General features: G+C 55.2%; 19 protein-coding genes and 1 pseudogene. 11 read left to right on the forward strand and 9 right to left on the reverse strand.

What is annotated here, in order from left to right; genetic code table 11:
- Positions 1–145: 145 nt before the first annotated feature.
- Positions 146–2,224: a S9 family peptidase gene (locus tag VIN76_RS00335; protein ID WP_332039860.1), complete on the forward strand. Its 2,079-nt coding sequence runs from the start codon at positions 146–148 to the stop codon at positions 2,222–2,224.
- 51 nt (positions 2,225–2,275) lie between these two features.
- Here the strand turns inward: VIN76_RS00335 and VIN76_RS00340 are convergent, their stop codons facing one another.
- The 3 genes from VIN76_RS00340 to hemC are packed head-to-tail and all read right to left on the reverse strand — an operon-like array spanning position 2,276 to position 4,956.
- Positions 2,276–3,256, reverse strand: a complete 981-nt coding sequence (locus tag VIN76_RS00340; protein WP_332039820.1) for a mitofilin family membrane protein — start codon at positions 3,254–3,256, stop codon at positions 2,276–2,278.
- Between the two features lie 60 nt (positions 3,257–3,316).
- Positions 3,317–4,000, reverse strand: coding sequence for a uroporphyrinogen-III synthase (locus VIN76_RS00345; RefSeq protein WP_332039821.1), 684 nt, complete (start codon positions 3,998–4,000; stop codon positions 3,317–3,319).
- The gene (gene hemC / locus VIN76_RS00350) at positions 3,997–4,956 is read right to left on the reverse strand and encodes a hydroxymethylbilane synthase (RefSeq protein WP_332039822.1); all 960 of its coding nucleotides are present in this window, start codon (positions 4,954–4,956) and stop codon (positions 3,997–3,999) included. The genes VIN76_RS00345 and hemC overlap by 4 nt, the downstream gene beginning before the upstream one ends.
- Before the next feature lie 41 nt (positions 4,957–4,997).
- Between hemC and tsaD the strand changes: the two genes are divergently transcribed.
- From tsaD to VIN76_RS00365, 3 genes are all read left to right on the forward strand, one after another.
- Positions 4,998–6,032, forward strand: a complete 1,035-nt coding sequence (tsaD, locus tag VIN76_RS00355) for a tRNA (adenosine(37)-N6)-threonylcarbamoyltransferase complex transferase subunit TsaD (protein ID WP_332039823.1) — start codon at positions 4,998–5,000, stop codon at positions 6,030–6,032.
- Positions 6,029–7,033, forward strand: coding sequence for an NAD(P)H-dependent glycerol-3-phosphate dehydrogenase (locus VIN76_RS00360; RefSeq protein WP_332039824.1), 1,005 nt, complete (start codon positions 6,029–6,031; stop codon positions 7,031–7,033). Before tsaD ends, VIN76_RS00360 begins: the two co-directional genes overlap by 4 nt.
- Positions 7,034–7,303: 270 nt before the next feature.
- Complete coding sequence (locus tag VIN76_RS00365; RefSeq protein ID WP_332039861.1) at positions 7,304–8,746, forward strand: lipopolysaccharide biosynthesis protein; 1,443 nt, start codon at positions 7,304–7,306, stop codon at positions 8,744–8,746.
- Positions 8,747–9,350: 604 nt separating this feature from the next.
- On the opposite strand, the gene VIN76_RS00370 is transcribed toward VIN76_RS00365, so the two are convergent.
- Positions 9,351–10,499 (reverse strand): hypothetical protein, encoded by a 1,149-nt coding sequence (locus tag VIN76_RS00370; protein ID WP_332039825.1) that lies wholly within the window; start codon positions 10,497–10,499, stop codon positions 9,351–9,353.
- Between the two features lie 121 nt (positions 10,500–10,620).
- Here VIN76_RS00370 and VIN76_RS00375 point away from each other — a divergent pair, with 121 nt between their 5' ends.
- The gene (locus VIN76_RS00375; protein ID WP_332039826.1) at positions 10,621–11,550 is read left to right on the forward strand and encodes a GGDEF domain-containing protein; all 930 of its coding nucleotides are present in this window, start codon (positions 10,621–10,623) and stop codon (positions 11,548–11,550) included.
- Positions 11,551–11,623: 73 nt separating this feature from the next.
- On the opposite strand, the gene VIN76_RS00380 is transcribed toward VIN76_RS00375, so the two are convergent.
- Positions 11,624–12,622: an adenosine kinase gene (locus VIN76_RS00380; protein ID WP_332039827.1), complete on the reverse strand. Its 999-nt coding sequence runs from the start codon at positions 12,620–12,622 to the stop codon at positions 11,624–11,626.
- Between the two features lie 105 nt (positions 12,623–12,727).
- Between VIN76_RS00380 and VIN76_RS00385 the strand changes: the two genes are divergently transcribed.
- Entirely contained in the window at positions 12,728–13,426 is a 699-nt protein-coding gene (locus VIN76_RS00385; RefSeq protein ID WP_332039828.1) for an EI24 domain-containing protein, read from the forward strand.
- A 1-nt stretch (position 13,427) separates the two neighbouring features.
- Positions 13,428–13,799: a hypothetical protein gene (locus VIN76_RS00390; protein ID WP_332039829.1), complete on the forward strand. Its 372-nt coding sequence runs from the start codon at positions 13,428–13,430 to the stop codon at positions 13,797–13,799.
- Here VIN76_RS00390 and queG read toward each other — a convergent pair.
- Complete coding sequence (gene queG, locus VIN76_RS00395) at positions 13,796–14,953, reverse strand: tRNA epoxyqueuosine(34) reductase QueG (protein WP_332039830.1); 1,158 nt, start codon at positions 14,951–14,953, stop codon at positions 13,796–13,798. The genes VIN76_RS00390 and queG overlap by 4 nt on opposite strands.
- A gap of 44 nt (positions 14,954–14,997) precedes the next feature.
- Between queG and VIN76_RS00400 the strand changes: the two genes are divergently transcribed.
- The 4 genes and pseudogenes from VIN76_RS00400 (at position 14,998) to msrB (ending at position 19,259) form a co-directional block, all read left to right on the forward strand.
- Complete coding sequence (locus VIN76_RS00400; protein WP_332039831.1) at positions 14,998–15,978, forward strand: ABC transporter ATP-binding protein; 981 nt, start codon at positions 14,998–15,000, stop codon at positions 15,976–15,978.
- The gene (locus VIN76_RS00405; RefSeq protein WP_332039832.1) at positions 15,975–17,174 is read left to right on the forward strand and encodes an ABC transporter permease; all 1,200 of its coding nucleotides are present in this window, start codon (positions 15,975–15,977) and stop codon (positions 17,172–17,174) included. The genes VIN76_RS00400 and VIN76_RS00405 overlap by 4 nt, the downstream gene beginning before the upstream one ends.
- A gap of 145 nt (positions 17,175–17,319) precedes the next feature.
- The gene (locus VIN76_RS00410) at positions 17,320–18,633 is read left to right on the forward strand and encodes a cytochrome P450 (protein WP_332039833.1); all 1,314 of its coding nucleotides are present in this window, start codon (positions 17,320–17,322) and stop codon (positions 18,631–18,633) included.
- Positions 18,634–18,778: 145 nt separating this feature from the next.
- Positions 18,779–19,259, forward strand: a pseudogene (gene msrB / locus VIN76_RS00415) (peptide-methionine (R)-S-oxide reductase MsrB).
- A 9-nt stretch (positions 19,260–19,268) separates the two neighbouring features.
- Here msrB and VIN76_RS00420 read toward each other — a convergent pair.
- The 3 genes from VIN76_RS00420 to VIN76_RS00430 are packed head-to-tail and all read right to left on the reverse strand — an operon-like array spanning position 19,269 to position 22,881.
- Positions 19,269–21,107: a hypothetical protein gene (locus VIN76_RS00420; protein ID WP_332039834.1), complete on the reverse strand. Its 1,839-nt coding sequence runs from the start codon at positions 21,105–21,107 to the stop codon at positions 19,269–19,271.
- The gene (locus tag VIN76_RS00425) at positions 21,062–22,432 is read right to left on the reverse strand and encodes a sulfatase-like hydrolase/transferase (RefSeq protein ID WP_332039835.1); all 1,371 of its coding nucleotides are present in this window, start codon (positions 22,430–22,432) and stop codon (positions 21,062–21,064) included. The genes VIN76_RS00420 and VIN76_RS00425 overlap by 46 nt, the downstream gene beginning before the upstream one ends.
- The gene (locus VIN76_RS00430; RefSeq protein ID WP_332039836.1) at positions 22,429–22,881 is read right to left on the reverse strand and encodes a GtrA family protein; all 453 of its coding nucleotides are present in this window, start codon (positions 22,879–22,881) and stop codon (positions 22,429–22,431) included. Before VIN76_RS00430 ends, VIN76_RS00425 begins: the two co-directional genes overlap by 4 nt.
- Positions 22,882–22,886: the final 5 nt, after the last annotated feature.

Consider the following 22,886-nt stretch of genomic DNA (forward strand, 5'->3'; position numbering starts at 1 on the left):
TTGGTAAACACATAAGTATTGCAATTGATTTTCGCCACCGATTTCACTGAAAAGAGGCGTTATGAAACCGCTATTGCTTCCGCTCCTGCTGCTCGCCAATCTGGCGGCCACCGCCGCTTTTGCACAATCTGATACAAAAGAGACCATGACAGAAAAACTTGAAAATCCGCCGATTGCTGAGCAGCGGCCCTATAGCTACGAACGCCACGGCTATACGATCAGCGACCCCTATCACTGGCTGAAAGACGAGAGCTATCCCAAGGTCGATGACGAAGATGTGCTCGATTACCTGAAAGCCGAAAACCGGTGGTTTGAACAGAATATGGCGGGACAGAAAGCCCTGACCGATACATTGTTCAAGGAAATGAAGGCGCGGATCAAGGAAGACGAAAGCTCCGTCCCGCAAAAAGATGGCGACTGGATCTACTGGACCGCCTTTGATGAAGGCGCACAGTATAAAAAATGGTATCGCAAACCGGTTGCTGGTGACACCGCCCCCGTTTTGATGCTGGATGAAAACAAGCTGGCCGAGGGTAAGGAATATTTCCGTCTTGGCGCGTTTTCAGTCTCTCCGGACGGCAAGCTGCTTGCCTATTCCTATGACGATAATGGATCGGAACGGTTCGAGGTCCGCTTTCTCGATCTTGCCAGCGGGAACGCGTTACCAGACATAATACCGGGCACCCTGTCGAGCCTGGTCTGGTCTGCCGATTCCAAAAACCTTATTTACGGCCTGGCCAACGAAAACTGGCGCACCGACAATGCACGCCTGCACGTGCTGGGCACGGATATCGACAAGGATATCGAGCTATACAAAGAGCATCAGGACGGCTTCACCGTTGGCGTCGGTTTGACCCAATCGGAAAAGTTCATAGTCATTGCGACAGGTGATAACGAAACCAGCGAAGTGCGTCTGGTCCCGGCGGACAATCCCACTGCAGAACAGGTGCTGATCTCGCCGCGCAAGAAGGGAAGGGAATATTCGATCGAGGAGCATGACGATACGCTCTATATCCTGACCAATGATGACCATGTGAATTTCCGGCTGGCGACAGCAGCACTGGACAGTCCCGGTGAGTGGACCACTTTAATCGCCGGATCAGATGCGTTTTACCTGACCGACATGACGCCGTTCAAGGATTTCTATGTGACGGAGGGCCGTGAAAACGGGCTGGATCAGGTCGAAATCCGCTCCTACTCGGACCCTGCAAAGGCCCAGCGCATCGCTTTCCCCGAAGCCAGCTATAGTGCCGGGCTGGATGACAATCCTGAATATGATATAAAAAAGCTGCGTCTCGGCTATGAATCCATGGTCACCCCGGATACGGTTTATGACTATCATTTGTCCGATAAGCGGCTGGAAACCTTGAAGGTTCAGGAAATTCCCTCCGGCTATGATGCCAGCCAATATACGACCGAAAGACTTACCATAGAGGCGCGCGACGGGGCCGTGATCCCAGTTTCTCTAGTGTACAAAAAAGGCACCAAACTGGACGGCAGTGCGCCGCTTCATCTCTATGCTTATGGTGCTTATGGCTATGCTGTGCCGCCCAGTTTTTCGACTACGCGCCTTTCGCTGGTTGACCGCGGTTTTGTCTACGCCATCGCCCATATTCGCGGCGGCGATGATCTGGGCCGGAACTGGTATCTGCAAGGCAAGCTGATGCATCGCACCAATACATTCAACGACTTCGTCGATGTTGCCATGGGCCTGATAGACAAAGGCTATACCGCAAAAGGCCGGATTAGCGCGTCGGGTGGTTCGGCGGGCGGCGAATTAATGGGCGCTATCGTAAACAGCAATCCCGATCTTTGGGGCGCGATAGTCGCGCATGTCCCCTTTGTCGATGTGCTCAACACGATGCAGGATGAAAGCCTGCCGCTCACCCCCGGTGAATGGCAGGAATGGGGCAACCCGATTACCGACAAGGCAGCATTTGAATATATCCGCAGCTATTCGCCCTATGATCAGGTGACCGCGCAGGATTATCCGCCCATGCTGATTACCGGCGGCCTCAATGACCCTCGCGTGACCTATTGGGAGCCGGCAAAATGGGCCGCCAAGCTGCGCGTGACCAAGACGGATGACAATATCCTGCTACTGAAAACCAATATGGGCGCGGGCCATGGCGGCAAGTCGGGCCGCTGGAACCAGATTGAGGAAACGGCAGAGGAATTTGCCTTCATCTTGTGGCAAATGGGAATGGCCGGCCATCAGGAATGACCGGGCAAGATTGAGCGTAGTCAAACACTCCCGATCATATGCCAGACAGTTTTAAGGCGCTGGCGTCGGAGACACTGGCACAGTTTGCGCAGGCTCAACACCCTGCCTCGTGTTGGCGACCGCGCTTAACCTTTGTGGTTCCAATATGGCAGCGGTTTCGATGATATCCAGGGCCCGGCGAACCTCATTATATCGCCGTGCCTTTTCCATCCACTTACCAACCATTTCATCTCCGCTGTCACTACCAGGAAGCTTTTCAATCTCCGCAATTGCCGCCTCAACATTGCCATTTTCGATATAACGTCTCGCACGTTCCATACGTTTTTGCGGAACCGGAGAAGGGCTGCCCTCCCTCCGGATCACGAACAGTTCGGATAATTCACGTTTAAAATCTGTCCAGAAATCTGTCCCCGCCCAACCACTGGTCAATGTCGGGCTGATGTCATTCAACTCAGCCAGCAATTCGTCCAGTGTCACCGGCTGGCGCGATCCGTTCACTATTGTTGTCACTGCTCTGGGCTGGGCATCGCCAAAACGCAGCCGTATCTGTGCTTCCAGGTAACCCAGCGGCGAGCCACGATCCAGTGCGCGTCGTGCCGCAAACGCAATCAACAAGCCTTCGGCTCGCGCGGCATTGCCGGACGCTGCTTGCGCCTGAACATTAATTCGCGATAATCGGTCTTCCAGATCCGCGACCCGCACCGCCAAGGCGCGCTCTTTATCCGGTGTCAGCGTCGGAATTTCAGTTGGCACTGGTTCAACCGGTGGCGGCGCGGCGACGGTACCGTCTGCCCTAACCCGTTTAGCCAAGGCGGTCGCGGGATCTGTAACTGACGAACTATTACCTGCCGCCGGGGCCGCTGTTTCGCTGCTGCTGCCAAAGGGGCCATTCTCAAAAGGATTGTAGCGTGAGAATATCCAGCCAGTCAGAATCACACCGCCAACAAAGGCGACGACCATCAGAATCAGAATATTCCGCATCAAATTGCTTTTACCGTCCGCAGACGTGGTTTTCTCATAGTCCCGGCTCATCCAGTTTTCCTATTATTGCTCATGCGCTGTGCAACCACGCCTCAATTCCTATAAACAACCCTATAAACAACATAGTCGGCCCGCCAAAGACAATAAAGCCTCGTCCGTTGGACGCTCAGCCGTCTGAACAGATTTCCAGCCGGAGCCTGCCGCCTTGGCGATATTGGACGACAGAGCAGCAATATCGTTCCGTGACCGGTCAATAGCATGACGTTCCATCTCACCAGCCAGTATTTTTGCCGCTCTAGGCGAATAAAGCAGAATCACATTGCCCTCATGCAATGCCGCCCGTGCTTTTTCCCCAAGCGGTAAAGCCCGTGCCTGATAAACGTGACGCAGCATCATAATATGCTCAGGCGGCGTGAAATCTATATGGTCTTTACCCGTCAGCCGCAAAAGCCTGTGATATTGGCCAGCAGAAAGCGATGCCAGCAATTCTTTCACCCCGCTATCGCCGGTTTTAACGACATGCAAACCCGCCTGCCGCGCTGCCTTGGCTGTTGCATCACCCACCGCCAGCACAGGCAATTGCTTATACTGTGCCAGTCCACCGCCAGCATGGATCACCGCATTTACGCTGGTTAACAACAAAGCGTCAAATTGCGATGCAGGCGGTGGGGCCCAATCCATCGGCTCAATTGCAAACAGAGGGTCGACGATTGCATGTAGACCCATTTTCTCTGCACTTTTTGCCGTCCTCCGAGCCCCATCAATGGGCCGCAAAATGAGTAGCGATCGAGTCATTTATCAAAGATTGCTTTCAATTCAGCACTGGCTTCCCCCAGTAATTTTCGAGCAAGCAGGGCAGGAGCCTCAACATCGCCCACGTCAAATTGCGAGACTTTTCTGATGCTTTCGCTACCATCGGGCAAACATATTTTGGCGTCCAGTTTGATGCTCATCCCATCAACCGTCGCATAAGCCCCTATCGGACTGTGACAATCGGCGGATAGTTCTTTCAGGAACGCTCGTTCCGTCATGACGGCGCGGAATGTGGCGGGATGGGATATTTCCTTTAAGAGGCCGCGTAAATGGCTGGACTCCGTTAGCGTTTCAACACCGATCGCGCCTTGGGCCGGGGCGGGAAGCATGATTTCATGGGGTATATCGGTGCCAATATCATCCATATCGAGCCTGAGAAGACCGGCGGCGGCCAAAAGGGTCGCGGCATATTCGCCATTCTCGATCTTTGACAGCCGGGTTTGAACATTGCCGCGTATAAGCCGGATATCAAGATCGCTTCGCAGACCCAGCAACTGCGCCTTTCTCCGGGGGGAAGCCGTGCCGACAATCGCCCCTTGTGGCAAATCATCAATCGAATCAGCTCCAATCAACCGGTCATGCGTATCCGCACGCTCCAGCATAGCTGCAATGATCAGGCTATCCGGGCGCAGCGTTTCGACATCCTTCATGCTGTGCACGGCGCAATCAATTTTGCCTTCGTGCAGCGCCCAGTCCAGTTCCTTGGTCCACAGAGCTTTACCGCCAATATCTGCCAGTGCGCGGTCCTGTACTTTGTCACCGGACGCAACAATAGGCACCAGTTCGACCTGATCCGATCGCCAGCCATGAGCCGAAAGCAGCGCAGCCGCCACCATATTCGCCTGAGCCATTGCCAGCGGTGATTCGCGTGTGCCGATCAGTAGAGGTCGATCTGTGCCGGGCAGTATTTTCGCTTTGTTATCGTTATTGTTTGTCATGGCTCTTGTCCTAATCCCACCAAAGCTTAAGTTAAAGGAATATGAGCGTAATATTGGGAATTGAATCAAGCTGCGATGAGACGGCGGCGGCACTTGTCACGTCGGATCGCCAGATATTGGCCCATAAACTGGCCGGACAAGAAGCGGTGCACGCCCCGTTTGGCGGAGTTGTGCCTGAAATTGCAGCCCGCGCCCATGCCGAAATCATAACTCCGTTGATCGAAGCGGCGCTTGCCGAAGCCAATCTGAAGCTAGATCAGGTTGATGCGATTGCCGCGACCGCTGGCCCCGGGCTAATTGGCGGCGTGATGGTCGGACTGGTGACTGGCAAGGCGCTAGCCATGGCAGCGGACAAGCCCCTGATAGCGGTCAACCATCTGGAAGGGCATGCGCTATCCCCTCGCCTCGCCAATCCGGAGCTGGATTTCCCATATCTACTGTTGCTTGCGTCTGGTGGGCATTGCCAGATATTGCGTGTCGAAGGTGCTGGACAATATCGCCGCCTGGCAACGACTATTGATGATGCAGCGGGCGAGGCGTTTGACAAGACAGCCAAGATACTGGGCCTTGGTTATCCTGGCGGACCAAAGGTCGAGGCTTTGGCCAAAACCGGCAATGCTGCGGCAGTTCCGCTTCCCCGTCCGCTCAAAGGTTCAAAGGAGCCGCATTTTTCCTTTGCCGGTTTGAAAAGCGCCGTGGTCCGCGCACATCAAAGCTGCGAGTATAAGTCGGAAGACATCGCCTCGTCATTCCAGCAAGCGGTGGTCGATTGCCTGAAAGACCGTCTCGAAAAGGCCATAGCCGATCATGGTGCGGTTCCCCATCTGGTGGTTGCAGGCGGCGTGGCGGCAAATGGTCCCATTCGTTCCATGCTGGAACAGGTGGCCAGTGACCATGGCATGCAATTTACCGCACCGCCGCTTTGGCTATGCACCGACAATGCGGCGATGATCGCATGGGCAGGGGCTGAACGCTTTGCAGCGGGTCTGACAGATACACTTGATTTCGCAGCACGCCCGCGCTGGCCACTGGATCCGGCAGCGGAAAAGGCACGCGGAGCAGGGGTCAAGGCATGAGCGAGGGGCAGAGAGGTAAAGCAAAAATCGGTGTCATAGGTGCTGGCGCATGGGGCACAGCATTGGCGCAGGTTCTGTCCGAAGGACAGGACGAATTGTTGCTGTGGGCGCGGGAGGCGGAGGTGGTTTCGCAGATTAACGAAAGCCATGAGAATCGCGCTTTTCTTCCAGGCCATCCTTTGCGGCAGAATGTTCGTGCGACACAGTCAATGGATGAAATGGAGACGTGCACGGCTTTCTTGATTGTCACCCCGGCCCAGCATTTGCGCGCCAGCCTGGAGTCCATGCCGGACAGTGATGCCCCGTTGATATTGTGCAGCAAAGGCATGGAAGAAGCCACACAGCTCTTGATGAGCGAGGTGGTTCAGGACCTTCGCCCCGACAACCCGGTAGCGGTCCTGTCAGGTCCAACATTTGCCCACGAGGTCGCAAGCGGACTGCCGACCGCACTGACGCTGGCCTGCGACACGCAGGCGACCTGGGAGCGGCTTTATCCCCTGATCGCAAAGCCTACGTTCCGGCCTTATTTTTCCGATGATATTATCGGTGCCGAAATTGGCGGCGCGGTCAAGAATGTGCTCGCCATTGGTTGCGGCGTAGCGGAGGGGGCCGGGCTGGGCCAAAACGCCCGTGCATCCCTTATCAGCCGGGGATTTGCGGAGATGCTGCGCTATGGCACGGCACGCGGCGCACGCGCGGAAACCTTGTCCGGCCTGTGCGGTCTGGGCGACCTAGTGCTGACCTGTTCATCGACAAGTTCGCGCAATTTCTCGCTTGGCAAGGGTCTTGGCGAAGGGCAATTGGCCGAGAGCCTGCTGTCCGACAGGGCCACAGTGGCGGAAGGTGCCTTTACCGCACCGGTACTACAACGGGACGCAGCGTCCAGAGGCATTGAGATGCCGATTGTCGATGCCGTTTGCGCGCTACTGGACGGCACAACCGATTCACAGACGATTGCCGCGCAGCTTATGGGCCGCCCGCTTGTCGCCGAGCAGCGCTAAACCAAGGCTGCGTCCCAAAAGATTACCAAATGATGACAAGCCGGTTTTAGTGCGGTAAAGCCGAACCCACATTTTTAATTACCGCAATTGGCCCGCTTTTGGCCTAGCTATTGGATCGCCCACTGGCCGGAGACATGTTTTTTGAGCAACCCGGAAACTTTTGGCCAGAAATCTTCAGGTGGATCATCTAGTTCCGCAACCGGCAAGGATCAGTCCTCTGCCGATGTCGCCCCTGTATCTGATGCCAGGCAAACTGACGACGGAGAGGATATTGCGGCACTGGCCAAAGGGGGCCGGACCAATATTTTCGGATTTTTGTTGCGGTTGGCGGCGCGGCTGCCCTTTTTATTCATCGCCGGGCGCATATACGGAGCCGAGGCATTGGGCCGCTTTGCCTACGCCATATTGATCGTGGAATTTGCCGCGCAGCTTGCAACATTGGGCCTGAAACGCGGCCTCGCGGAACAGCTTAGCCGCACAAAACGCCCCCATGTCCATGTCGTATGGGACGGACTGCTCGTCAGCCTGTTTGCATCCATGCTGGCGGCGGTCTTGTTGATACTTGTCCCGCAAATCATGTTTCCCAACAGCGAAATAAACGGCCTCGACCGGTTTTTGCCACTGGTCATATTTGCCATTGCCGGAGCGGATATCGCGCTGGCCGCGCTGGCCTACCGCTATGATATCGCATCCACCGTTCGCGCCCGCTCCGTAGTCGAACCCTGGACGATCAGCATCGCGGCTTTTCTGTTTTCCTATTATTCGCTGAGGGACGGATTGATCCTCGCCTATGTCGTGTCGATGATTGCGGCTTTGGTCGCGTCTTTGTGGCCCTTTTACAAAAGCTATGGCCTGCCCTCCGGCTGGCGGCCCAGACCACTGGCCATCGCCAGACTGGCACGGCGGAACATGCCGCTGGCGGCCGCCGATGCCGCAGAATGGGGATCACGGCGGCTGGACCTTGCCATCCTTGGACTTTTTGCCTCCCCCGCGGTTGTCGGCATCTATTATATCGCGCAGCAGGTCGCCAGCCTGCCGCAGAAACTGAAAACCAGCTTTGACCCCATATTGGGGCCGGTCATCACCCGCAATCTGGAAGCGGGGAACCTGAAAGCCATTGCCAGTCAGGTCAGTCAGGTCGGTTTCTGGATCATCGCCGCACAGGCCGGTATTGCCCTGGCATTGGCCATTCCCGGCGAAGCGGTGATGGGATTGGTCGGCCCCGGCTTTGTCGGCGGCACCGGCGCGCTGGCGTTCCTGCTCGCCGCAGAGGCGGTTGCCGCTACCGCCGTGGTCAGCGAATCGGCGCTGGTCTACATCGCCCGGCACCGGAACCTGTTGATCTCGCTTTCTATGCTGTTACTGCAAGCTGCGCTCAGCGTCGCTTTCATCCAAGTCTGTGAGCGGATGGGCTGGTCACAGCTCTATAAAGCCGCTGCTGTCGCGGCCGCGCTGATGGTTGCACTGGGCTATGCTTCGATCGTCAAGGCGTTCCTGTTGTCAAAGCTGCTTGACGCGCCGGTCAATGGCTGGCGCTGGTCGCTGATCGTGGCGGTCATGGTCGCCGGGGCTGTCGGTTATCTCGCCACCCGCCTGCCGGAATGGGCAGAGCTGATAGTCGGCATCCCGATGATATTGGGCAGCTATGCCTGGGTCATCTGGAAATGGGGCTTTGGACCGGAAGACCGGAAACTGTTCAAGATGAAGAATTAACGCGGTGCTGGGGTTAGTATGGCGGATCTGAGGTTGGTTTTATTCCCCGTCGTCACCCTGAACTTGTTTCAGCATGACGGGGCTATATGAAACTAACTTCAGTTCTCCATATTAGGGCGTTTGAACACAGAAACCGTCAACCCTGAGCCTTTGGCTTTTTCCGTTAGCCCTGAACTTGTCGAGCCGAAGGCCGACCGAAGGTCAACGGTGTTTATGGCCCTGATGCCGCACTTGACCGAGAAACGTGGTTCGACAGGCTAACCACTAGCGGCTTCTTATTTGGCAAAATGGGATAAGCACCTATGGTCTTTGGGTGCTATTTCAGTCTATCCCGTTATTCCCGCGTGGACAAATTCCGGCGCTAAATTAGCGTCGGCGTTCAGGATGTCTCTTGCACCACCAAAGCGACAGTTTGTGGGTGGGTTTCTGTCAGATCGCTTTTATAAAGCCAACTGGTGTAAGCTGACATTCACACGCAATAGCGGGCGTAGCTACAATCCGTCCTAAATTCGGCTATTTTACAGCGTGCTGGAGAATGCCTCACACCCACCAATGCCTTGGCATCGTCGCTATCATAAAGCGGGCTGCGAACATTACTCTTCTATTACTTCTGAGGGCGCGGTGCGCTGGAAACAAAGCTACTAGGCATCATTTCCAGTGAGCCATGGCGTCTCTGCAGAATTTCCACCCGCTGTAGCAAATCTTCACCCAGATGGACGGTCTGGAGCCACTCATGGCCCTTGCCCAATTGCATTGCGCAGAGTCCGGGCGTCTTTTTCCCCTCTGGTGAGCTATCAACATGCTGAGCGATGGCACCACGGATCAATTCTATCCAATTAGCTACCCGGTCTTCGAGCCGCTTGCGCAATCCCATATGGACCGAGCTCAGGCCAGCGATATATTCCCTGATTAATGGCTCAGCAGACAATTTCTGATGGGTGATTTCTTGCAAGACTGTCTGCTTGAATTTACTATCGCCCCTCAGTTGATCCATATCTATATTAGTGGCGACGAAATATTCCAGAGCGTCTGGCGCTTGGCGCTTTGTGCCGTAGGAGGTGCCATGAAGCGGGAGCCCGTGATGCTGCGAATAATTTCGCATGGCCTCCATAAATCGGTATCCCAAGCGAGTATCATACTCATGGCTACGTGCATCTTTGAAAGCCTTGGCATCATCGCAATTGGGTTCCAGCTTACCTAAGTGTTGGACTGTCTGATCAAGATAGGCCCTGCAGCTACTTAGGAGATTGGCAAGCCTCACCGCGAAGCTCAGCTGTAAATCATGCAACGACTGCCAATCGTAATCCGTCATGATCATATGCCTAGCGGCTGCCTCCAACAGACCTTTTTCCAAGTCAAAATAGTTTAGGATCACAGCGGCCCATAAGTTCTCCAAATCGAGGACATGGTCCAGATTAACTGATGCATTTTGGATTTCCTCAAATCTGGGCTGATCAATCTCCACCGTGTGGTGGTTGCCCAAGGCGCGAATGGCCAGAAAATAGCCTTCTTCATCCATATACCTCACAATATCTCCTGCATTTTTGCAACAATGTTCTGATAGGACGAATGGCGGCTTTCGGCAAAGTAACTTCCTGACTTGAATGGCCGCAATTGGGGCGGCTGCTGACTTCTGCTCAGCAGCCTGAAACGGACAGTCAGCTTTGATGCCGTCCCGTCCGTTCAAGCGTCTGCGAATAAAATCCAGAAAATACGGAATACCGGAAAGGCCTAACAGCATTTCTCGCGTCAATTTAGCCCACCTGCCTGACGGTCTGGGACCGCGTTAAACGAAATCTTCACATGAAAGGGCTACCCGATATCGCTTGTCCTTGCTGAAATTCAGCTTCAGCCCCCAGCTATAGATGGAGCCAATGAATCAATTAAATTCAAAGAGTTTTTATAACGTAGCGCCGATAGCTTTGGATAACCGGCTGGGAGCTCTAGACCTGTTTGACCAGGCCGCGCCGCTGGTTCCGATTGGCGCATGGTCCTGCGATCTTGCAACTGAACGGCTTGACTGGACCGATGGCGTTTTTGATATTTTCGGCCTGACTAGCGACGACGCCCTGGACCGAGAAACCACAATCGGACTTTATTGTGAAGAATCGCGCGAAATACTCGAGCGGAAACGATCGCAGGCCATAGAGAATCGCGATGGCTTCACACTGGACGCGAGAATCGTGCGCCCTGACGGAATCGAGCGCTGGATACGGATTACGGCAGCCACAGGAGGTTCGAACGGGCGAACCGAGAAGCTGTTTGGCATGAAGCAAGATATAACAGACGATCATATGCGATGGGAACTTCTCCGCGCGCAAGCGGAATGCGACCCGCTTACTGGCGTTGCCAACAGGACTCGCTTTCAACGCTTTCTGGACCAGCCGTGTAATGGGCCTGTATTGGATGACATCGGCACGTTAATCCTGTTTGACATTGATGATTTCAAGCAAATCAACGATCGATGGGGCCACGCTGCTGGCGACGCATGTCTTGTCAACCTTGCGGATCATCTTCGCAAGGCGTTCGTCAACGCTCATCTGGTCTCCCGGATTGGCGGTGACGAATTTGCCGTGTTGCTGCCATCTTCGGTATCGCGGACAGAGACTAAGGTTGAATTACAGTCTCTTATTGCCAGTCTTCTCAGGCCAATACAGTGGAACGGCTGTCTGGTGACACTGAAGGTATCGGTCGGCATCGCTTTCGCCAGCAAGGACGGCAGATATAATCCCCAAACATTGTTCACCACCGCCGATGAAGCGCTTTACTGCGCCAAGAACCGAAAAATATTTCCTTCCGACTAGGAAGCTTCCAGATTAGAAGGCTTGATCCCCGCTTGCGCGGGAATGACGATGGTGGAATTGGGGTGGCTCCGCCTCACCCCAGACGCTGTTTAACCAGCGCGGTCAAATCCGCTTCCGGTCTTGCGCCATAGTGCGAAATCACTTCCGCTGCGGCAATCGCGCCTATGGTCAGGCAATCCGGGATCGGACGCTGCTCGATATATCCGCTCAGGAAACCGGCGGCGAACAAATCACCTGCACCAGTGGTATCAATAACCTTTTCGACAGGCTCTGCATCGACGGCACAGGATTCGCCCTGATGCACTGCAATCGCACCCTTTTCGCTGCGCGTGACGATCAATGTTTCGATCTGCTTCGCGGTTTGCTCCACAGCCGCTTCAAAGTCTTCGGTTTCGCAAAGGGATTTGATTTCCGCTTCATTGGCAAACAATATATCCAGCTTGCCGTCCTGGATCAGCGCGATGAAATCATCCCGGTGGCGCTCGACACAAAAACCATCGGAAAGAGTGAAGGCCACTTTCCTGCCATTTTCATGTGCAATATCAATGGCCTGTGCCATAGCCGCCTTGGGTTCGGCGGCATCCCATAAATAGCCTTCAAGATAGAGGATCGCGCCGCTTGCGATCAGGGCGGTGTCGACCGATGCAGGGGATAAAAACTGGGAAGCGCCCAAAAATGTGTTCATCGTGCGCTGGGCATCCGGCGTTACCAGTATAAGGCACCGGCCCGTCGGTGGTTGTTTGCCGATGGGCGGAACATCAAAATCAATCCCGGTGGCGCGGATATCGTGGCTGAATACTTCGCCCAACTGGTCATCGGCAACCTGCGCGATCAGGGCGCATTGCCGGCCCAACGTGGATGCACCGGCCAGTGTATTGGCAGCGGAGCCGCCGCTAACCTCCCGCGCTGTGCCCATATCGTTGTAAAGCTGTTTGGCGCGATCCGCATCAATCAGGGTCATCGCGCCTTTATTAAGCTGTTCCTCTTCCAGAAACACGTCGTCTGCTTGTGCAATAACATCAACAATCGCATTGCCGATGGCAACAATATCGTAACGGGCTTCACTGGTCATAAACATGTCCTTTTGTGGGATCGGCTATGCGCTGTGGGTAAGGGGAACGGGCGAACGGTTCAAGCAGAATTGACCCGGCACCGGATTTCATGACATGAACCGATAATGATACAGGCGTTTCTTTTATCCATTGCCCAGTTGACCGACCGGCGGATAATTTCGCTCATCCTGAAAATCTTGCTGATTACGCTGATCCTGATGGCTATTTTTGGCGTCGGGACTTATTTCTTGCTGGACTGGCTATTATCTTTGACGACATGGGAAGATGCCGGGCTTGCAGCCGCAGCCGCAGCGACCATCATCACCGCGCTGGCCGTGATTTTCCTGTTCCGGGTGGTTGCGATATTTGTCCTTAATATTTTTTCGGACGATATTGTCGATGCGGTGGAGGCACGCCATTATCCGGCACGCGCAGAACTGGCCAAGCCGCCGGGTTATAGGCTTGGCGTAAGAATGGGCCTGGCATCGGTGGGCCGGGCGGTTGGCTATAATATTCTGGCATTGCCGGTTTATATCGCGCTGCTCATAACCGGCATTGGCGCACCGATCGCCTTTTTTACGGTCAACGCGATTTTGATCGGCCGCGATCTTCAGGACATGGTCGCCGCCCGCCATTTGCATGATGCGGAGCAGGCAGGGAAAAGCTGGCAAATCGGGAAAGTGACCCGTTTTGGCCTCGGGCTTATCACCGCGCTGTTGCTGGCTGTCCCGTTTGTCAATTTTCTTGCACCGATAATCGGGGCCGCTATGGCTACACATCTGGTTCACCGGAACCAGCAAATCCGTCTGCAAGAAAGCAACTGACATGATCCGCAAGTTCATCATTTTGTTCACCTTGCCCGCTTTGGCAGCCTGTGTATCCAGCGGCACGGTCAGTGCGCCGTCCCACCACCTGCCCTCTGCCGAGCAATCCCCGCTCAGCAATATTCAGGGGTTAGAGCCTGTCATGGGCAAAACGGCGAGCCAGCTGGAACGGCTTTTCGGTAAACCGTACGCGGATGTCGCGGAGCCGCCTGCGCGCAAATTACAGTATTCAAGCGGCGCGTGTGTGCTGGACGCCTATCTCTATCCCCCGCGCGAAGGCGGTGAGCAGCGGGTTACCCATGTCGATGCAAGGCGCAAGGACGGCACGGCTGTGGACCGGGTGGCTTGCGTCAACAGCTTAAGGCGCCGCTAATCCACCGATAGAATCGCGTCATTTGCGGTAAGGCTGTCCTGCCATTCGGACCGCACATCTGCGTCCTTTTCTGATGAAAAATGCTGTGCTTTCTCCTGCTCGAACCGGACCGGGTCAAGCTGTGCTAGTGCCCATACCGCTGACCCGCGCACTATCGCATCATCGTCATCCAAAAGCGCAGTGACCGCCGGTACCAGAGACGCATCTCCGCTATTCCCCGCCGCTATCAGGCTGTTACGAACCATCCGGTTGCGGCCGGACCGTTTGATGGGTGATCCGGAAAATATCTTGCGAAAGCCTGCATCGTCCATCGCCAGCAAATCCGCCAGTGCAGGGGCGGCCAGTTCGGCGCGGGGTAAAAACGCTTTATTGGTCGCGGCGGCCTTGGCAAATTTGTTCCACGGGCAGATGGCCAGACAATCGTCGCAGCCATAGATATGGTTGCCCATCGCCTTTCGATATTTGCGAGGGATGGCGCCTTTTGATTCAATAGTCAGATAGGAAATACATGCCTTTGCATCCAGCCGGTAAGGCTCCGGAAATGCGGAGGTGGGACAAATGTCCTGACAGGCACGGCAATTGCCGCAGCGATCCTTTCCGCTGCTTGATGGCTCCAGGTCCAGTGTCGTATATATCGCGCCCAGAAACAGCCAGCTTCCATGATCCCTGCTGACGAGATTGGTGTGCTTGCCTTGCCAGCCCAGCCCCGCCGCCTGTGCCAGCGGCTTTTCCATCACCGGCGCGGTATCGACGAAAACCTTGACCTCGCAATCGGCATTTTCGACCAGCCAGCGGGCGGTGCGTTTTAGCGCGCCTTTGACCAGATCGTGATAATCCCTGCCCTGTGCATAGACGGATATCCGGCCATGATCGGGGATATCTTCAAGCGCAAACGGGTCGCGTGCGGGGGCGTAGCTCATCCCCAGCATGATGACGGAGCGAACCTCCGGCCACAGCGCCTGAGGGCTGGCGCGTTCGTCTGCGCGGCTTTCCATCCAGATCATATCGCCATGCTGCCCAGTCGCAAGCCAGTCATGCAAACGCCTGGCCGTGATGGGGGCAAGCGTCGCAGGGGCAATGCCAAAAGCGGCAAAGCCTTCTTCCCGCGCCCGATTTTCGAGCGATTTGATCAATCTTAACTTGTCATCAGCCATAGAGCATCATTATCACTGACCGCGTCCCATTAGGAAAGCCGTAAATGACTTCCAGCGTCCAAGGAGAGTTCCCCGTCCACGCCCCACCATATGCCATAGAGGCCCGTAATATCGTCAAAAGATTCGACGGCGAAACAGCGGTTGACGGAATAAGCCTGACTATAAAGCGGGGCAGCATTTTCGGTATATTGGGCCCAAACGGTGCCGGCAAAACCACAATGCTGCGGATGCTGCTCGGTATTATTGATCCCGATGAAGGGGAACGGTTTTTGCTCGGCTCCCCAAATCCGATCAGCAAAGCGCATCAGGTCGGTTACCTGCCCGAAGAACGCGGGCTTTACCAATCCATGAAGGCCTATGATGCGATTGCCTTCATGGGTGCGCTGCGCGGATTACCCCTGGCCGAGGGGCGTAAGCGCGGGCGGCAGATGATGGAAGAGCACGGGCTTGGCCATGCGGCGGACAAGCAGATCCGCCAATTGTCCAAGGGCATGGCCCAGACCGTGCAATTGCTCGGCACGATTGTCCACAAGCCGGAACTTATCATATTGGATGAACCGTTTTCCGGGCTGGATGCACTGAATCAGGGCAAGCTGGAGCGGCTTATTCGCGCACAGGCCGATAGCGGCGTGACGGTGATTTTCTCCACCCATGTCATCGCCCATGCAGAGCGTTTATGCGAAGAAATCGCGATTGTTGCCAATGGCAAGATTCCCTTTACCGGCAAAGTTTCCACCGCCCGCGACCGGCTACGCCCGCAAGTCTCTCTGGAAACGCGCAATCTTGACGGGCCATGGCGCGCAGCGATCCCTGCCGATTGTCAGCCTTTGGGCCATAACTGGCACTTCACCCTGCCCGAAAGCGGTGTCGAACCATTGCTCCGCGCTCTGATAGAGGGCGATGCGGGCATCGAATCCCTGTCCATTGAACGCCCCGGCCTGCACGATGCCTTTGTCCATATCGCCGGTGAAGCGGAGGCGAACAAAATGGCGGAAGACACCACCGGAAACGGAGAAGACGCATGATAGAAAATATCCGCGCCGCCTATGTTATCGCCCGCCGCGATTTTACCGCGATCATCTTTTCCAAATCCTTTTTCTTCTTTTTGCTCGGTCCGCTCTTTCCGCTGCTCATCGGCCTTGCCGCCGGAAGTCTTGGCGCACAGGTCAGCGAGGATATCGATCAGCCTGTCATCGGCCTCGCGCTGGAGGAAGACGAAGCTGCAAAACTGGTGAAGGCTCGGGCCGCCCTGGCCAGGAATCTTGGCAGTGGCAGCCTGCCCGAATTGCTCATCCTGACCGGCGTCAGTCCATCGGACCCGGATATCAAATCAAAACTCAACACCGCGTCCCGCCCGCTCACCGCGATTATTTCCGGTTCTCTGGAAGCGCCTTTGCTCACCGGATCACAGCGCGATGTCAAGCGGTGGAGCGGCAAAGTCGCGCTTTTGGCGGAAACGGCTTTGTCAGCGCCCCGCCCCGTCATTGTGAAAGGCGATTTTGTCGCCGAAACCGATAGCTCGGAAAAACGCACGCAACTGGGCATTGCGCAGGGCGGCCAAGTCATCCTGATTCTGCTGACCATGATATTGGCGGGCATGGTCCTGTCCAATCTGGTCGAGGAAAAAACCAACAAGATTATCGAAATCCTTGCCGCTGCCATTCCGATGGATGCCATATTTCTGGGCAAGCTGTTTGCAATGCTGGGCATGGCGCTTGTCGGTATTTTCGTCTGGTCAAGTCTGGGCTTAATCGGCGTTTCGGTAATGAACGCAGGAATACCCGACCTGCCTGCCCCCGCAGTGGGCTGGCCGCTTTTTTGCGTTTTGATGGTGCTCTATTTCTCTATGGCCTATCTGCTTTTAGGATCACTATTCCTTGGGATTGGCGCGATGGCAACGACGGTGCGCGAGGTGCAGACCCTGTCCATGCCCGTCACCATGGGGCAGCTTCTGGTCTTCTTCCTCGCGGCAACTTCGGTCACAAAACTGGGCGAGCCGATTGAATGGTTCGCGGTTATTTTTCCGTTCAGTTCCCCCTTTGCGATGATCGCGCGGGCGGCACAGATGGACAATATCTGGCAGCACGGACTGGCGCTGGCATGGCAAGGGCTGTTCACATTGGTCATCATCCGTTTCAGTGTAATCCTGTTCCGCCGCAATGTCATGAAATCGGGACGCAGCGCGCGTAAAAAAAATCTGTTCGCCCGTATGCGCGGCTGACCCTCGCCCTTTCTGGTGCCGCGCAAAATAATCTTGGATTTCCTGCAAGTTGACGAATCTATGTTGACATTACTGTCAATAACGTCAGACTGAACTGGTTTTGAAACGCAACCGATTGCCAAAAGGGCAACGGCAGGAGAGAATTATGGCCACCAATCCCGTGCTTGATGTATCGACCCTTACCACATCACCAACCGCCGCAGAGGCTTTGGAAGCGTGGTATAAGGACAATCCCCCGGTCATTGACCCCAATGCCAATCCGCGCGATGTCAGCCGCGCCGATCTTTACAGCAAAGACCTGTGGCGCGCTCCGTTTGCCGAGATGCGGGCCAATGCGCCGATCAACAAGGTCGAGGATTCGGCCTATGGAAGTTACTGGAATATATGCAGTCACAAGGCGATCCAGCATATTGAGTCCCTTCCTGATATTTATTCGTCCGCCGCTGGGGGCATCGTCATTGCCGATAGGCGCGAAGATGATGAAACGGAATTCGAGCTCCCCATGTTCATTGCGATGGACCGCCCGAAACATACCGGACAACGCCGTACCGTAGCTCCTGCTTTCACGCCCACGGAAATGAAGCGGATGGAAGGTGAAATCCGCCACCGGACTGCCGAAGTGCTCGACAGCTTGCCGTGGGATGAGGAATTTGACTGGGTGGACAGGGTTTCGATTGAACTGACCACCGGCATGCTGGCCATCCTGTTTGGTTTTCCGTGGGAAGACCGCCGTCTGTTGACCTTTTGGTCAGACTGGGCCGGTGATGTCGAATTGTCGCTGGCACCGGAACTGAATGAAAAGCGCCAGAAAATTTTATTCGAAATGGGCGCCTATTTCCAGCAACTGTGGAACGAGCGAGTCAATGCCGAACCGACGCCCGACCTGATTTCCATGATGATCCATAGCGATGCCATGAAAGACATGGATCATCTGGAATTTATGGGCAATCTTGTCCTGCTGATTGTCGGCGGCAATGACACGACCCGCAACACAATGTCCGGCCTTGCCTATGGGCTGGACCAGTTTCCCGATCAGCGCAAAAAGCTTCAGGATAATCCGGATCTTATTCCCAATACGGTGCAGGAAATTATTCGCTGGCAAACTCCGTTGGCACATATGCGGCGCACCGCCCTAGAAGATGCCGACCTGTTCGGACATCAAATCAAACAGGGCGACAAGCTTATCATGTGGTATATTTCGGCCAATCGCGACGAGAGCGTTTTTGAAAATGCCGACCAGATTGATATCGAGCGCGAAAATGCACGCCGACACCTGGCCTTTGGCTATGGCATTCACCGCTGTGTCGGTGCACGGCTGGCTGAATTGCAAGTCCGTATCCTGCTGGAAGAAATGGCCAAGCGCCGCATGCAGGTTAACGTCACCGGAGAGGTCAAGCGGGTCCACGCCTGTTTCGTCCACGGCTTTCGCAAAATGCAGGTCAGGCTTTCCAAATATTAGATCGCCCTGTCCGCAATACACAGATCAGCCCCTGTTCAGGCGTGTTTTTGTAGCTTAGCTTTCTGTTTTTCCGGGTCATTGGATTTACAAGAGAGATAAGCGCAGCATGGTAGGCATTGTTAGACGCAAACTCCTTTTAACCGGCATGTTCGGTGCAGGATTCTATGGGGTCGCGCACTTCACCGGCATTTTCGGGGCAGGGGCGATTGCCGAATCCAGAACCAAATCCGGCAAATCCTTCAAGGTCAATAAATCCGCGGCAGAATGGAAAAAAACAGCTTGGCCCGGCGCGCTACCGGATATTGCGCCAAGCGGGAACCGAACGCGCCTTTTCCAGCAAGCTAAACAAGGAAAAGCGCAAAGGCATCTTTGCCTGTGCGGGATGTAATCTGGGCCTCTATTCATCGGAAACCAAATATGACAGCGGCACCGGCTGGCCCAGTTTCTGGGCACCAATCAAGGGCCGCGTGGGCACATCAACCGATTATAAAATCGGCGTTCCCCGCACCGAGGTCCACTGCATCCGCTGTGGTGGGCATTTGGGGCATATTTTCAATGATGGCCCTAAACCCACCGGAAAACGCCACTGCATTAACGGATTGGCGCTAAAGTTCATTCCGGCCTGACATCAGGTTTCACGCCCGCGGTTCGCGCGGCACAACCCGCCAGACCAAGAGCCCGCTACCACGCAAATGAACGGGTTGCAGCCAGTCGAAGCCTTCATCTCTAGACAATCTGTCCCACAGCCCGTCGGGATGCTTGCGTGCATAGATTTCCAGTTCCGCTTCGCCCGGGCAAGCCGCAATATAGCGGATATTTCTTGCCTCTAGTATATCGCGGGCCTGCTGGGGGGCCGATGTAAAAATCCGGATCTGGTCGGCCATGGCGCTGTCATTGCGGTGGTGGCTTGTCGCCAGCACAGCATGGGGTGTCTGCACAAGAATCTGCGGTCCGAAATCAAAAGGCGCGATAATATTAGCCTGCGGCAAGGCGTTGAGCCGTGCCAGTGACTCAGCGCTATCGCAGGCCAGAGTGCTATCCGGTAGCGCCGGTTTGGCATCCTCTTCATCCCCGCGGATTGCATTGACAAGCCCAAGAGTGATCGGACCGGGCAGTATCAGGAACACCACGGCGACGCTCGCCAATATGCGTTGAAGCGGCCGCTCCATAGCGCGCGCGTTTCGAAAAGCATGATCGACAGCCCAGGCCATAAGCGGCACGGCATAAGCGGCAGCCACAGCGGCAGCGCGCTGAACCAGCAAGGACATAATAAGCGCCCAGATCAGGGCATAAGCCAGAATGAACAGCTTGTCGCTGTCCAGTGTATCAAGGTCAGCCGCACCATGCCGCTTCCACTTTATATAGATCAGGGCGCCAAGGCCGACGATGATCGAACCGCCAAAGAGCGTGATATTCTTGTCCCAAGGCTGGTTCCAAACCGGCAATCCCTCGCCCACATTGACCAGCCAATAATCCCGCACCAGCGGGTCCAGCTCCCCAAAGGCGCCGCCAATACATTGCGGCGCAGTGGCGTATAATATGCCCAAAGCCGCAGCGCCGGCGAGGGCCAGGAAAATCAGGCGTAGCGGCCAGGATGCCGGAGCAAGGCGTATTGCCGGCAAGATGACCACCGCACCGCCGATACAAGCCAAAAGATGCGCCGGTGAAATCGCGTCGCAATGGTTTAGCGCCGTATCAAACTGGCCATGATTGATGAGATAAAGCAAAATACTGCTGCCAAGGAACCCGGCGAGAGTCCAGAACAGGCGGACGCCTTCATCCAGCGCGGCGACCCAGCGCCAGGCCAGAAGCGCAATGAACGCGACAGACAGTGGCAGTCCCTCCAGCGAGATGGACAGCCACAGCGCCAACGCGCTCCCCATGACCAGCCCCGCCTTGCGTTTATCCGGCCAGAACATGGTCCACAGGGCAACCAGCGCCAACACAATCTGCCAGCCATGATGGTCAATCCGCATCGGGCGAAGCTGAGCCACAACGGGAACTGCGGTGGCCGTCAGCGCGGCGGAAAGCAGCGCTATCCTTGCTGGAAAAAGCGCACCGGATATTTTCGCGGTCAGCCACATGGTCAAGCCCAGTCCGGCCAGCGGAACAACAACCATCGCCGCAACTTCGGCAGCATGGGCTCCGATGACGGGGCCGAGCAAGGCAATGAGCAAAGCCAGCGGCAGCTCGATCAAACGCGGCCAGTGCATAGGCTGGCTATCGGGGAAGGCAATCCGGTATTGCACTGTGTCAAACCAGCTTTGCCCCGCCATCCAGTCCCGGAGCTGCACCTGCCGCAACTGGTCATCCGGCCCCCAGCCCATGCCAGAGGCAATCTGGTCCCATGAGACAAATACCAACACTCCGCAAACGGCAAGCCAGATGAGGAGAAGCGGAGCCGACTTGCGGAAGGATTGGTTCACGTTCATATTTTTGGCGAATGGCTGCCCTTGTGCTTCAGATAGAGCCAAGGCACCCGCTCTGGATCAAATTGGGAACGGTGGTGCCGGTCATAATAAGGCGGCATATGATCGCCGACGATCAATATATCTGCCTCGGGAAAATCGCTCGCGGTTATTTCTTTGACCAGCGCTTTATCAATATCATCGAAAATCGCAAATTGCCGGCAGATCATCGGGAAATCCCGGGCCAAATCCGCTGATACCGTCTGACAATCGTCCACATCCAGATTCAGACCCGCTGGCACCGGTAAATGCGTATTCAGCGTCAGCCAGTAAAGAAACGTGGGTTGCTTCGCTTTTTTAAGATTTTCGGCCAGCATTTTCGGTATCTGCCGGTCACAAGCCCCCGCGAAAACACCTCCACACCACTCGGCGCCCTTGGCTCGCAGGTCAGGCCAAAACTCGCGCATCTGAAACCCGATATTCGGATACCATTCAGCACGTTTGAAAAAATCACCCTCAAAACTGTGCATGGCTTGGGTGACGTAACCTTTGGAGGCCAGCCGCATCGGCAAGCAATTTTCCTTTGCGGCTTGTACAGGATCAAGCAATTCATAATAATCGCCCCATTTCCCGCACAGCTCACGATACTCGCCCGCTGTGGTGCTGTTATAGTAAAGGCTGGTTCCCTGGCTCACATCATAGCGGGCCTGAATGGCGCTATTGTCATAATAAGCGAACAATTTATCCGACATTGCCTTGTTATCACGGGGTACACCAAGCGATTCCAGCATGATCAAAACCAGATGGCGCTTACCATCGGCGCGATCAGCAAAGCCGGTCTTTTGCGTCGCGGATTCAAAAGCGGCTCCCACCGGCGCTTCACGAAAATAATGGCCGCGCATATTTTGGCCCATGGCAAGATCGGCACCCGCCAAGCCAAAGATCAAGGCACCGCCAATCACGATATAAAATGGCTTTGCAAAATTGGTATCGCGCTTGAGCAAAAACCAGCTTGTGACCAATATTGCGAAGATTACGATGATAGCCGCAATATATTCTGCGGAGTTGCCGGGCTTGATCTCAGCAAAAAACTGCATGGAATAGAGGAGTGAACCCATCTCCAGGTTGAACAGCCCAGCGACAAAAGAAAGGGTCGAGTAGGTCATGATGCCGGTAAAAGCTGCAAACTGGATAATCCGCGGCATACGCTTTACGATCAATCCGACAATGCCGCCCACAGTTATTTCAAAATAACGTGGCGGCGCTCCGACAAACCACATTGCCATGAATGGAATATTGGCCAGACCAAGCCATATCAATGCCCAATTGATAAACTTGCCGAGTTCTACTGACAGCCCAACTCGCGGTGCGTAAATTGCAACAGCTGTCATCGGAATACTCCAAATTTACGGGTCAGATAGACCGCGAAAAAGCTGATAAACACCGCTGCGCCTTTTGCTATAACCGGCACTATACCCAAAGCGGTCATCCAACTGACTATGCTGACCGTTATGCCAAGACCCAATATAGCGGTGGCGATGAAGCCGATGCGTTGCAGGTGTAGCGCTGCGCCCTGTCTGGCTTTGCCGGGGAAGACGAAGCTTGAGGAGATGAGCCAGTGCACGATGATTCCTGCGCTATAGCCAGCCGCAGAGGACCATCCTGGATCAAATGCAAAGGCGACCAGAACCATGAATAGCGCGACATCGAAAGCTAGGCTGACGATGCTAGCCAGCAAATAGCGCGTGATCGAAAAACGGTTCAGCAATGCCAGCGGGCCGGGCAGGTTTCCTGCCCAGACTCCGGTGGCCGACCGCCTGTCCTGACCGCTGCGCTCCATGTAGC

The organism is Parasphingorhabdus sp., from assembly GCF_036568145.1.
Classification (GTDB): Bacteria; Pseudomonadota; Alphaproteobacteria; order Sphingomonadales; family Sphingomonadaceae; genus Parasphingorhabdus.